This is a genomic window from Synechococcus sp. BA-124 BA4, from assembly GCF_034931165.1.
The window spans coordinates 1-13,515 of sequence record NZ_JAYGIA010000055.1 but is presented as its reverse complement, the minus strand read 5'-3'; the positions used below and the strand labels follow the sequence as shown (position 1 = coordinate 13,515).

Here is a 13,515-nt window from a genome sequence, read left to right as displayed (position 1 = left end):
AAGAGGACGTGCTGGCTTTCCGCCACTTCCCCAAGGACCACTGGCGCAAGATCTGGAGCACCAACCTGCTGGAGCGGGTGAACGAGGAAATCAAACGACGCACCCGCGTCGTCGGAATCTTCCCCAATGACGCCGCGATCATCCGCCTGGTGGGCGCGGTGCTGCTGGAGCAGCACGAGCACTGGCAGCTGGAGGGCCGCCGCATGTTCTCCGCCGAGAGCATGGCCGCCATCCCGGAGCTGGATGGCGGCCCCGCCCTGCAGGCCCTCAGCGCCTGAGAAGGGCAGCACGCAGGCCCCAGGTGATCGAGGCTGCAGCGCCCCCACAGGACGCAGCGGCCTGGACCACCGCCCGGGGGCCGGCTGCTGCAACCCCCAGGCTGCACAGACCACTCCAGCTCACAACACATCCGCGTTCAGACGAAAGACTTGACAAGTCAATCGTCTCGATTCATCGTGGCTGCAAGAGGCGCATCTGCACCTCCGGAATGACAGCCCGTCATTCCACCCTGTTCACCCTCTGATCAGGGCATTCGGGCCCCGGGTTTTACACCACGCAAAGGGACGCGGCCGGAGTTGCCAGGGCCAGGCCTACACCGGAGTCAACTCCAATACGACCCATGGCCCAGCTTGACGCGCCTCCCCTCAGTCCTCCCCTCAGCAGTACGCCCGGTGTGAGCGTTGCCATCTCCGGCGATGTGTGGTGGAACGGTCTCACGGCTCAGCTGACGCTGACCAATACCTCAGCGGTGGCCCTGGAGACGTGGAGTGTGGTGTTCGACAGCCCCCACCAGCTGAGCGGCACGCCATGGGGAGCCACGGCGGAACGGATCGATCTGGGCAACGGGCTCTGGCGCTACACCCTCACCGGCGCCGGCTGGGCCAGCCGCCTGCCTGCTGGGGGAAGCGTGAGCGTGGGATTCAACGCCACCCAGGGACGGGCGATCGGCTCGAGCGGCGCCCTCGACAGCTCCCTGCTGTTGGCCGCAGGCGGCGCCATCCCGACCGATCCCACGCCCATACCCACCCCAACGCCGGCACCCACGCCAGCACCGACGCCCACCCCGCTTCCCACACCGACACCCACTCCAACGCCCACCCCAGGCCCCACACCCTCACCCTCACCCACGGAACCGGACCCGGCCCCGCAGGGTGGACGGGTGTTCCGGGCCGATCCGGCCGGGGCGGACATCGAAGGCTTCGATCCCTCCGGGGACCGGCTCGACTTCGGTGATGTGTCGGTGCACAACCTGATCGTGGGCAAGACCGCCGCTGGAGACGCGGCGATCATCAATCCCTGGGCCTGGACACCCGAGGACCAGGTGATCCGGGGCGTGGGACTCGCCGACCTGAGCCCCGCCAACTTCGGCATCGTCGCCAACGAGCACCTGCGCCAGGACATCGGCGGTGCCCTCTCCTGGGAGAAGGGTGTGGGCGAGCGGGACGTGGACACCGTCTATGTCCGCTCCCATGAAACCGGCGTGCAGGAACGGGTCGAAGGCTTCGACCCCGCCACCATGAAGCTCAGCTTCCTCTACTTCGGCACCAGGGAACGGCTCACGGTGTCCGACACAGCGGAGGGTCTGCTGATCGCGGTGGAGCCCACCGGCCAGAGCCTCCTGCTGGCCGGCATCCGCCGCGGCCAGCTGATCCCGGCCAACCTCGAATTCCACAACGACCAGGTGGTGGAAGACCGGCTGGAGGATGCGTTCGGGGTGAGCGTGGATCAGGTGAGCCTGGTGAGCCGCGCCGGGCTGCTGACCCCACAGGGGCCGGCCGGCCAGGTCACCGACGGACTGCAGAGCCGCAGGGGCACAGGCCTGACGCCGATCGGCGGAGATGCGTTCAACGGCAGCGCAGGCGGGCACGGTCCGGCGTACGACCACGACAACCACGATCCCGCCGATCCCATGGAGCCCATGGAGCCCATGGAGCCCGTGGATCCCACAGAGCCTGTGGGCCCCACGGATCCCAGCCCCCCGCAGACAGGAGGGACCGGGACAACCACGCAACCATTGACCGTCAGCGTCGGCGGCAGCCGCTGGTGGAATGGCTTCACGGCCGAGCTGACCGTGACCAACAACACCGGCCAGGCCCTGCCGAACTGGAGCTTCAGCTTCGAGACGCTGCATCGGATCTCCGGCGATCCCTGGGGAGCTGGGGTTGAAGCCACCGATCTGGGCGGCGGCCTGACCCGCTACACCGTCAGCGGCCGTGACTGGGCCGCATCGATTCCTGCCGGTGGATCCGTGACGGTGGGATTCAACGGCACCCAGGGCACACCCATTGGCAACTCCGGCACGCTCGATGCCTCGCTGCTGTTCCGCGAGGGCAGCGTCCTGCCTGGCACGACGACGGGATCCGGCGGAACCCCCGACCCCACACCACAGGGAAACGGGACTCCAGGAGATCCTGCAGATGGCGGCACAACCGGTGGACTGGATGGCGGAACGGCAGGCGGAGCCGATGCGGCGCCGGACTACGGCACGGCCCTGGGGCTCTCGTTCCTTTTCTATGAAGCCAACCGCTCCGGTGACCTGGATGAAGCCAGCAACCGGGTGCCCTGGCGCGGTGATTCCGGTCTGAGCGATGGCCGCGACGGGGTCTGGTTCGGTGATCGGAGGCCTGAGAACTTCCAGGCCGGTCTCAACCTCGACCTGAGCGGCGGCTACCACGATGCCGGCGATCACGGCAAATTCGGCCTGCCCCTGGCCTCCAGCCTCTCCACTCTGGCCTGGGGCGGCATTCAGTTCAACGAAAGCTACGTCGCCACCGGCCAGCTCGACGACCTGATGGAGGCGGTGCGCTGGGGTACCGACTATCTGCTCAAGGCCCATGGCCGCGATGCCTCCGGCCAGACCACCTACCTGGTGGCCCAGGTGGGTGATGTGGCGGCGGACCACGCCCTCTGGAGCGCACCGGAAGTCCAGACGATCGCCAGACCCGCCATGGCGGTGACCCCCGACAAGCCGGGATCGGATGTGGCAGGGGCCACGGCAGCGGCCCTGGCCTCGGCCTCGGTGTTGTTTCGAGCGAACGGCGAAACGGCCTATGCCGATGAACTGCTCGACAATGCGATGGCGCTCGATGCGTTCGCCAATCGCTACCAGGGCAAGTATTCCGACGCGATCACGGAGGTGCGCGACTATTACAACTCCTGGAGTGGCTACCAGGACGAACTCGCCTACAGCGCCGCCTGGCTGGCCAGGGCTGTGGAAGCGGCCGGCGGCGATGGCAGCGACTATCGCGACCGTGCCATGGCCACCTACTCCTCCCAGCTCGATGGCCTCTCGAATGGCTGGACCCACAACTGGGATGACGCCTCCTACGCCACAGCCGTGCTGCTGGCCGAAGACACCGGCAGCGCCAACGTGCGCAGCGATGTGGAGGGCTGGCTGGACAGCTGGGTGGATGGCCGCAACGGCGTGAGCATCACCGACGGCGGACTGCGCTTCATCAGCCCCTGGGGATCACTCCGCTATGCCGCCAATACAGCCCTGATGGCCGGCTTCTACGCCGACGCCGTGATCGATCCGGAGGGACGCTACGGACAACTGGCAACCGACACAGTGGACTACATCCTGGGCGACAATCCCCGCCAGTTCAGTTACATGGTGGGCTACGGCAACGCCTATCCCCAGCAGCCGCACCATCGCGCCGCCTCCGGCGTGGGTTGGGATGGTTTTCGCAATGGCCAGCCCAATGCCCATGTTCTGACCGGAGCCCTCGTGGGCGGCCCCAACCAGGCCAACGACTTCGCCTATACCGACCGCCGAGATGACTACATCAGCAACGAGGTGGCCCTGGACTACAACGCCGGCCTCACCGGCGCCCTGGCCTTTGCCTTCGGCCAGAACACCAGCCTGGGACTGGTGTGAAGCGGCTCAGAGCCGCCGGCGCAGCACCGCCAGCAGCTTGTCGAACACCTGCGGCGGCGGTGCGTCGAACACCATCCGCTCGCCGCTGATCGGGTGATCGAGCCCCAGCTGCACCGCATGCAGGGCCTGCCCGGGCAGGTCCAGCGGCAGCTTGCGGCAACGGGAATAGACCGGGTCGCCAACGATCGGATGACCGATGTGGGCGCAGTGCACCCGGATCTGGTGGGTGCGGCCGGTATCGAGCTTGAAGCGCAGCAGGGCGTAGTCGCCCAGGCGTTCCACCAGGCTCCAGTGGGTACAGGCGTGGCGGCCGCTGCCGTCGTGCACCACCGCGTACTTCTTGCGGTCAGCCGGGTGACGACCGATGGCGCCGATCACGGTGCCGTGATCCGCCGAGGGCACACCATGCACAACGGCCAGATACTCCCGCGAGGCGATGCGCTGCTGGATCTGCACCTGCAGCTTCACCAGAGCCTCCTGACTCTTGGCCACCACGATGCAGCCGGTGGTGTCCTTGTCGAGCCGATGGACGATGCCGGGGCGCATCTCGCCGCCGATGCCGGGCAGATCGGGGCAGTGATGGAGCAGGCCATTCACCAGGGTGCCGTCCCGGTTGCCGGGGGCCGGATGGACGGTGAGGCCGGCCGGCTTGTTGAGCACGATCAGGTGGGCATCCTCGAAGAGCACATCCAACGGGATGTCCTGAGCCACCAGGTAGGGCAGCGGTTCGGGCGGCGGCATCCACAGCTGCACCGTGTCGTTGGGCCGCCCGGGGGCCGGCTGCTGCAACCCCCAGGCTGCACAGACCACTCCAGCTCACAACACATCCGCGTTCAGACGAAAGACTTGACAAGTCAATCGTCTCGATTCATCGTGGAACGATGAGGTACATCTGCACCTCCGGAATGACACCCGTCATTCCACCCTGTTCAACCTCTGATCAGGGCATTCGGGCCTCGGGATTTACACCACGCAAAGGGACGCGGCCCAACAACTCTCTGGTTGCAAAAGCGCCCAGTGATTCTTTGACCTGATAGCGAATGTCAAGTTTCTGTCTTGCTGGCGAATACGAATCGTTGCTGCGAACTGAGTAGTTCATGACCATCTGCTCATCCACGACTGAATTTGGGATCGTTACGATTGAATCAAGCGTCTCGATTTGCAGGGATCGCAATCCAATGCGCGTGATGAAGCCTTGGTGAGCGCCAACCTGGCAGAATTCTCCTAGTTTCAGCGGACGATCAGACTGAATGGAAAGCCCGGCGAAGAAATTGGCTAGAAGCTTGGAGGCCCCTAGGCCAATGGCCAAACCAGGAACGGCTGAGAATGTCAACACTGTGGCGGATGGTATTCCCAGGTTCAGCAGCAATTGGTAGACAATTGCCAAAACAAAAACAACAGCTCCCGCTCGGCAGAGAGGCATCACAAAACTCTTGGCTCGTCGCAGTCTGATGAGTGTCTGCTCTCGACCACGAAAGCGCAGAACTAACTCCGAGATGGAATGTCCAGATGCATCGAGAAGCAGGCATCCCAGCAGGGCCAGAGTGAGTGAGATCAGGATCTCAAAGCTTGGCTGTAAGATTGTTGCCAAGTTCCCCGTAATGTTGATTTCTATATTAATCAACCAGCGGGCTGCAATGCTCAGGGGTAAGAGTGGCAGTAATATCAACAACCTCCGCCAACTTAGTTGATCCTGATTCCAGGGGTCGACTGTGTCGCCTTTGCTGACGAATGACGTTGCATCATAATAGGTCTTGAAATATGATTTAACTAGCATCCATACCATTAGCCCATAGATCAAAATCACGAACAGTGTCATGCTGAGCTGCAGCACAGTGTTGCTGTCGATCGAAAGCTCAAGCAGATTGGTTCGAACTTTCTGAGGCAGCATCAGATACCACTTTTGTGGAACTATTCTGTCTGGTGTCCGTGCAAAATCTGAATACAGGTTCGGCGTAAACCATTCAGATGCAGATGGTCGAAATGGCAGGATGTCCTTGTAAATCTTTGGGATTTCCTTAACCGTTTCGGCGGAAAATCTGTAATTGCCAATGCGGCTTTTACCGCTGGGTGTCAGTATCACCGTAGTTCCTCCGACGCTCCATTCACCATTAAGCAAAGCCCTCTGACTTGCCCCGTCCTGAATCGCCTGTTGGTCGGGCAAACTGAGCTGCTGAGCTTGACTGGAGAGCAGGTAATCCAGGATCACCTTTAGTTTAAGAGTCAGCGCGGTGCCGACGTCAGCACGCCTGCTCTCGGGAATGGCTGACAGATCAAGGGCTTTCCTGGCTTCCAGTACAAGCGTCTCGATCTCAGTGATCTGCTCCTGAACACTGCTTGACCAGTTCAGTCCAGGGTCGTGCAGATGATTCTGGATGAGTTCATTGATTAAAGCTGATGCATTGGCGGTTACGGCATAGAAGTTCAGCAGGGTTTCCCTCGGTGAATCACCGACAACCCGTCCGATCGGAGCGTTCAGCCAGTGCTGGCGTTTAGCCAGAAGCTCCGGATAAAAGGGCTGCTGCTGAAGCGGCAGCCTCTGCGCAGAGGGCATCACGGCTGTAGGCAGCAGTGGACTGCTCAGCCCTGGCTGGACGACCAGCAGCGTCAGTCCAACTGCCAAGGCCAGGAAAGCCTGTCGCCACCTGTTCACCCATCGATGCCATGCACCGCATCGATTGATCAGTGTTTGCAAGAGTGGGCCATCGGTTGTACACAGATCCTGACAGAGGAGATCCCGCAAGCCGAGGCAGGTGATCCCAGAGTCGATGTTGAGGAGCCCTCAGCTCAGGAGCTCGCTCTAAAGGCACACCGCCCCGGAGAACAAGGGCAAACTGGCCGAGATCTGAGGCATGGTCGGCATGAGCGCAGCGGCTCTCTGGAACGCCCACCTCCGGAGTCAGCTCCCTGGTGAACCCCGCCCCCTCCTGAGCACACAACCCCGCCCGGCTGGACCGGCCCCTGCCCCAACTCCAAGCAACCCCTCTTACCGAAGGGGGCATCTCATCAGTGTCAGCGCAGACGCCAAACTCCCACGCCCCCTGCGATCGAAAGTCTTTGGTAAGCCATGGTGCGCAAGCCATCTGAACCCAAGGCTGTGCCTGCGGTGCCTATTCAACTCCTGCTGAAGGCTTCCCCACAGGTTGAAGCCCAGTCAAAGGTGTGGTGCTACGACTCAGGCTTAACGCGGGACATTTTTAGCAGACGAATCCGTTCAAACCAGTACTCTCGAAGACGATTGATCCTCAAGCAAGCTTTTTTGCTGAAGATCTTAGTTTTTAAGGTTTAAACGGCAGGGAAGAGTGGTGCAGGATAATTCTCACGCTGCCATCGGGCTCTTTCATAAAGCCCCAAGTCTTATCAACGCTGGTCAGCTCTCCACTGGCGTCAGAGAAAACCACATTACCCATGGTGATGGCAAGGGCACCGCTGAGTTGAATAACCTGATTCACCACCTTGCAAGTGCGCCATGGGGTAAGGGCAAACCCTGTATCGAGCGGAAAGCTGGGGTCATTGCCAACGAAATTGGCAAGGGCACCAGCTCGGGTCGTACGGAATGTATGTTTGCCTGTTGTCAATGTGGGTTTGAACGCCACTGGACCAAATTCGAAGGCATAGGCCTGGTCGATCACTTTAGCGGCTGTCGCCTTTGCTTTGGTGATACCACCACTGGCATAATCGGAACTGATTTGCAGTAGAGCTTTGCACCAACCATCCTGAGCAGCGAGGACTAGGGACTCAGTGATGTTGATGTCGAAGACTTGAACGGTTGGAGCAGCGATCACCGGCGTCGCAGGCTGGGATAGCAACCCTAGCCCCCAAGCACCGGATGGTATCACCGATCGGATTGAGGATTTATTTCGGGTCATTTTAACAATGTCAATATGCAAGATTCTAGCATGATGATTCTTGGATGCCACTGCATTGCTCTCGGCTTCCTGGGTTGGTGAGCTTGCTTTGGAATCGCTCGCGCCCATGGTCGGTGCCATCGACTTCAGGGAGGATCAGGCTCTTTACGCTCCAGCCGATGGGGGTGAAGCGGGCCAGCCGTCTCCTCGGTTGGCGGCCGACATCGCCCGATGGAGCCTGTAGATCGACATTCCCCATCGGCGTTTCCGGTCCAGGTGAGATCTGCAGGTATTAGCTACATGGCTGAACGTGCTTGGAAGAACAACTCTCCAAGGCCGTGTTGGTTGGCATTTTGGTGTCAAACCGGAGCAAGTAGTGGGCAACACGTCAAGCGAATGAGGCCTTCCGTAGCTTTTTCGTAAGCAGGGATTTTGGTCCATGATCCGCTCCATCCCGTCTTTTCGGCCTTTCGCCTAGGCTGATGACACTTGGTTCTTCGCCACCGCTTTACAACTGATCCGAGGCTCGGAACGTAGGTATTCCGAACGCCTCAACGGCCGTCTCGCCATATTGGGCTGCCTGATCGGCGTGGCCATCGAGGCCTTCACCGGTCACGGCATCCTGAGCTTCCCTCCAGTTCGGTCAGATCAGTTCTTCGTTGAATCATTTGTGCTTGCGCAGGAATTGACGCGAGCGCTGGGTCTGGGTTGTGTGTTTGCTACGGCTGTCGGTGGCGCGGGTTCTTCCGCTCTCCCGCAGAGAGGGAGAGGGCGGGTGAAGACAACCCAGCAACGGCAATAGCAAGCCGAGGCTGAGCAGTAGCCCGATGCCCCTGCGATAGTAAGTGTTGTGAGGGAGCCGAATGGGACGGGTGTGGCGAGCTGCCAATCATCTTGCCACCGATAACGAGCCTACGCACGTCGATTTTATCCTCCATGTCGTCACCTGGATTGGCGTCACCGCATGCTCGGCAGCGACTTCCTTTAGCGACTTGCATCCTCAAATCGATTCAAGGCGGCCCACCGCAAGCGGCAGCTTCGGCTAGGGCCTTGCACCCGGGGCCATTGTCCATCGCCTTGATGGCGTGATGGCAGCACTGTTGTCGGATCTCCCAGGGAGACGATCCCCCACAGCCGATCAGACTGTTCGTCGATGAGGACCGATTCGAGGCTGTCTGGTGCGCGAGTGTATCCGGCCCATGCAAGGGGTCGCGTCAGCGATTTCAGTCAACGGCTCAGCCTCCGTTGCGTTGCTACCACACACACCTCTTTGAACGATGTTCTTTTGCACCAGGTCTCCTAGTCTTGGTGGCATTGACGGATCATCTCAATCGTCGACCGAGACTGCACCTGCTTATGGACGCGTACGTTCGCGTCCTTTCCATTGGGAGCCATTTTTCCACGTCACGCCGTCGGTCGACAACCGCCATTGGAGGGCGTCAGCATCGTTCTTCCGGCTTTGGCTGGTGACGTCCTGGCCAATCAGAAGTGATACCCTTTACAGAGTGAGCATCCAATCAACCCAAGTATGACCAGAACGGGTGTCGGTATTGGACTTCTGCTTGCCTTGGCAGTCTTGCCGCCAGCGGCCTGGTCGAATTCATTCAAGCCCCCTGTGGAATCTGATTTCTGGAAGCAGACGAGAGGGGGACTTGTTTCCGAAGGACAATTGACGACTGCGCGATGGATCTTTGTGGAAGGAATGACCAGCCCAGAGCTTGATGCAGCCGAATATCTGGCTGACGCGGTACGGCAAGGGCAAGCAGTTCGGTTCCAGGGGGCTGTACTCGTTCGCAGAGGAGGACTCGAGACAGGCTGGAGGGTTCGCGAGTTGTCGATGCGCGCCCTCTGCGCGGATGGTCGACTGGAACGTCAGGGTTCCGATGGCAGCTGGCAGGCCTATCAAGGACGTGGACCCCAGGACAAGAAAGTGGCTTGGATCTGCAGCCTTTCCCCTTGAGCCAGGTCATCGAGCTCATGGGTGGGACAGTCGCCACTGCAGTCACCGTTTGATCACAGACTGATCAGCCGTGGGCGTCTTGGATTGTACCCAGCCCAACGGGACAACCTTGTATGCGGGGAGCCCCATCCACCACGTACCCGATGACCGCTCACCATCGCACACCATTGCGTTTGACGTGTCCTGTCGTCGTTTCAGCTCTGGCGGCGCCCGATGAGCTGCTCGCCATGGCCAGGACAGTGAGCTGGTAACTGTGGCTATTGAGAGACGTTTGACGTGGCCCCCGGAAACCGATCCAGGGTGAATGAGAGTCCTCAGCCGGCCAGACTGGGCTGTGGACTTCACCATGAAACGCACCAGGCACACAGCGGAGCAGATCATCCGCAAGCTGAAAACCGCCGAGCAGCTGATCGCCCAGGGCAAGACCGTCGTCGAGGTCTGCCGCGTCATCGAGGTGACGCAGCCGACTTATCACCGCTGGCGGCAGCAATACGGGGGGATGCATGCCGAGGAGGCCAGGCGGTTGACCCAGCTGGAGAAGGAGAACGCCCGGCTCAAAAAGCTGTTGGGAGAAGCCGAGTTGGAGAAGGCGATGCTCAAGGACCTCGTTGCGCCGTGAGGCGCACCTTGCGGTTCGACGGGAAACTTCTGAGCCCGGAACGCCGCCGCAGGGCTGTCACGGTCCTGCAGGAGCGTTACCGGGCTTCTGAGCGCCTCGTCTGCCGGGTGGTGGGACAGCACCGCAGCATCCAGCGACACCCCGTCAAGGTCGTCGATCTGGAAGAGAGCAAGCTCCGGCAGCGTCTCCGAGACGTCGCTGCTGAGCACATCCGCTGGGGTCGCCGAATGTCTTACAGGCTGCTCAGGCGGGAGGGCTTGACGGTGAATCACAAGCGGGTGCAACGGCTCTGGCGGGAGGAAGGCCTTCAGCGGCCCACTCCCAGGAAGCGAAAGCGGGCACGACCCGCAGACGGCTCGGTGCGTCGTCACCGGGCTGAGCATCCCCACCAGGTGTGGGCCATGGACTTCCAGTTCGATGCCACCGCCGATGGCCGCAGGCTCAAGTTCCTGAACGTGATCGACGAGCACAGCCGACTCTGCCTGGCGATCCGGGTCGGCAGGCGCTGCAAGGCCAAGGACGTGGTGGCAGTACTGGAGGAGCTCACCAGCCTCTATCCGGCCCCGGCGTTCATCCGCAGCGACAACGGACCGGAGTTCCTTTTCCAGGCCCTACGGGACTGGTGTGAGGCCAGCACCACCACCAGCACGGCCTACATCGCGCCAGGATCCCCATGGGAGAACGGATTCGCCGAGTCGTTCAACGGCCGGTTTAGGGATGAGTTCCTGAACACCGAGTTGTTCACCACAGCTTCAGAGGCGCAGATCCTGGCCGATCGCTGGCGCTGGGAGTACAACACGCTCAGGCCACATTCGGCCCTCCAGGGGCGTACGCCCCTGGAGGCAGCTCAACAGGGAGCTGCAGCATGACCACACCCACCCACTCTCATAAGGCCTGGACCGATAAAGGGGGTCACGTCACGAGGATGACTTTCATGGCCTCCATGTTTTCCCTCTGACGCCGTTTACGGCCTTCGAGGAGATACAAACACGCCGCTGTTGCGATGCTCAATGACTCCACGTTGCCGACGTTGAGGATGCCACCGGCATCATTTTGCATGCAGCCTGATTCGAAGTTGCTGAGCCGGCAGTGCTCCCAGCGATTCGCCGCGATCAGTAGGGCGAAGGCCGAGGCTGCGGCCAGCAGCAACCGGAAGCCGAAGGAACGATCCAGCAGTCGATAGAAGGGCTTCTTCTTTTGCTCCCGTTGGATCTGGGCCCAACGTTTGAAGCGCTGGGGCGGGGACCCGGGTTGAAGCTGCTGCTGCTCATCTGTTGTTGGCTTTGGGCGCTTCGAGCTCCGTGGTCGGCAGCGGCGTTTCCTTGACGGTTGTCCAGGCGCACGATGACCATGGATCCAGCCAGGGCCGAGCCATGACGCGACCGAACATCCTGCTGATCATGACGGATCAGGAGCGTTATCCCCCTGCCTATGAGAACGAGGCGCTTGCGTCTTTCCGGAGGACGCAGCTGCCCGCACGGGAGCGGTTGCGTGCCGCTGGACTTGAGCTGCACCGCCACTACGCCGGCTCAACAGCCTGCCTGCCCAGCCGGGCCACCCTGTTCACGGGGCACTACCCCTCCCTGCATGGGGTCACCAAAACCGATGGCCTGGCCAAGCACCACAACGACCCGGAGATGCACTGGCTGGATCCCGCCGGCGTCCCCACTCTGGGGGACTGGTTTCGGGCCGGTGGCTACCGCACCCACTACCGCGGCAAGTGGCACATCTCCTATGCCGACCTGCCCACCCCTGGCAGCCACGAGGGGCTGAAGGCTTCCGATGACAGCGGAGCGGTGATCCCCGCTGGCGTGGAGGCCTACCAAAAGGCCGACCAGCTCGATCCCTTTGGCTTCAGCGGCTGGATTGGCCGGGAACCCCACGGGGCCGCCAAGGCTGACAGCGGCTCGGTGCGTGATGGTGTCTACGCCGATCAGGTGGCCGACTTGCTCTCCGAGCTCAGCACGAAGGGCCGTGAACAGCTCTGGCTTGCCGTCGCCTCCTTGGTGAACCCCCACGACATCGGTTTTGCCGGCGGTCTCTACGAGAAGTTGCTTGGCTTCAACGGCTTTGACGACACGGTGCCCAGCATTGGGGAGCCCCCGTCTCAAGCCGACTCCTTCATCGGCCGGCCTGCCTGCCAGGAGCAGTTCAAGGCGACCTGGTCGCGGATGCTGGTGGACCAACCGACCGATGGCGCCTACCCCCGGCTTTATTACTACCTCCACAAAGTGGTGGATCAGGCCATCACCAGGATCCTTGATGTCCTGGAGTCCACCGGCCTGGCCGAGAACACGATCATCGTGTTCACCTCCGACCACGGTGAACTGCTTGGTGCCCATGGAGGTCTCCAGCAGAAATGGTGCAACGCCTTTGACGAGACCATCCGTGTTCCCTTGCTGGTGAGCGGACCCGGCATCGTGCCCCAGTCGGGAGGCATCAGCACCCCCACGAGCCATGTCGACCTGGTTCCCACCCTGTTGGGTCTGGCCGGCATTGATGTGGATCAAGCCGCCAGTGTCCTCCAGGCGACCCACAGTGACGTGCACCCCCTGCCGGGTCGTGACCTCAGTGCCCTTCTCACCGGTCAGGCATCAGAGGCCGAGGTGGGCCGCCCGATCTACTTCATGACCGAAGACGATGTGAGCCGAGGTCCCCATCAGATCAATCTTTTCTCTGGTCAGTCCTATGACGCCGTTCCCCAGCCCTCCAACATTGAGTCGGTGATCGCCGCACTCCCAACCGGTCCCGGTGGCGCTGAAGAGATCTGGAAGCTCAACCACTATTACGACCAATGCGTCACCGACATGGCGCCTCTGGACCCAGTGGCTGGCCCCCTCTTTGAACTGTGTCAAGCGACATCCGGAATTGGTCCTCCGGCGACATGAAATCTGGCCCACCCTGTGAGGCTGTAGCCCCGGCTTGTTGACGCCGTAGCCGGCGCCGGTTGGTCTTGCTCATCAGTCCATTGGGATGGGGGTGGATCGGGAGGAACGGGATGCTCATGGGCTCCCGTCCTCCCCGGTGGCGGGAATGGTGCTCACCGCACTGCTGGCCTTGATCAGGCCGGAGCGGCGTTTCTCGCGCAGGCGGTAGCTGTCGCCCCGCACGGTCAGCACATGGCTGTGGTGCAGCAGCCGATCGAGGATCGCGGTGGCGACGACCTGATCACCGAACACCTCGCCCCACTCCATGACGGGGCGGTTGGAGG

General features: G+C 61.6%; 8 protein-coding genes and 1 pseudogene. 4 read left to right on the top strand and 5 right to left on the bottom strand.

Annotated features, from left to right (window positions below; all coding sequences use genetic code 11):
- The coding region (locus VB734_RS06415) for a transposase (protein ID WP_323243160.1) at positions 1-278 on the top strand (278 nt) is incomplete at its 5' end.
- Positions 279-619: 341 nt separating this feature from the next.
- Positions 620-3,877, top strand: coding sequence for a glycoside hydrolase family 9 protein (locus VB734_RS06410; protein ID WP_323243159.1), 3,258 nt, complete (start codon positions 620-622; stop codon positions 3,875-3,877).
- Positions 3,878-3,883: 6 nt separating this feature from the next.
- Here the strand turns inward: VB734_RS06410 and VB734_RS06405 are convergent, their stop codons facing one another.
- From VB734_RS06405 to VB734_RS06395, 3 genes are all read right to left on the bottom strand, one after another.
- The gene (locus VB734_RS06405) at positions 3,884-4,618 is read right to left on the bottom strand and encodes an RluA family pseudouridine synthase (RefSeq protein WP_323243161.1); all 735 of its coding nucleotides are present in this window, start codon (positions 4,616-4,618) and stop codon (positions 3,884-3,886) included.
- A 199-nt stretch (positions 4,619-4,817) separates the two neighbouring features.
- On the bottom strand, positions 4,818-6,572 hold the full coding sequence (locus VB734_RS06400) for a mechanosensitive ion channel family protein (protein WP_323243158.1): 1,755 nt from the start codon (positions 6,570-6,572) through the stop codon (positions 4,818-4,820).
- Between the two features lie 583 nt (positions 6,573-7,155).
- Positions 7,156-7,866, bottom strand: a complete 711-nt coding sequence (locus VB734_RS06395) for a phosphoribosyl-AMP cyclohydrolase (RefSeq protein ID WP_323243157.1) — start codon at positions 7,864-7,866, stop codon at positions 7,156-7,158.
- A gap of 2,165 nt (positions 7,867-10,031) precedes the next feature.
- On the opposite strand from VB734_RS06395, the pseudogene VB734_RS06385 reads away from it, so the two are divergent.
- Positions 10,032-11,173, top strand: a pseudogene (locus VB734_RS06385) (IS3 family transposase).
- A gap of 43 nt (positions 11,174-11,216) precedes the next feature.
- Here the strand turns inward: VB734_RS06385 and VB734_RS06380 are convergent.
- Complete coding sequence (locus tag VB734_RS06380; RefSeq protein ID WP_323243154.1) at positions 11,217-11,453, bottom strand: hypothetical protein; 237 nt, start codon at positions 11,451-11,453, stop codon at positions 11,217-11,219.
- A 224-nt stretch (positions 11,454-11,677) separates the two neighbouring features.
- On the opposite strand from VB734_RS06380, the gene VB734_RS06375 reads away from it, so the two are divergent.
- A complete protein-coding gene (locus VB734_RS06375; RefSeq protein WP_323243153.1) occupies positions 11,678-13,192 on the top strand; it encodes a sulfatase-like hydrolase/transferase in 1,515 nt (504 codons plus the stop codon).
- A 114-nt stretch (positions 13,193-13,306) separates the two neighbouring features.
- Here VB734_RS06375 and VB734_RS06370 read toward each other — a convergent pair.
- Positions 13,307-13,515 (bottom strand): ATP-binding protein (locus VB734_RS06370; protein WP_323243152.1); only part of this gene is annotated, 209 nt, incomplete at its 5' end.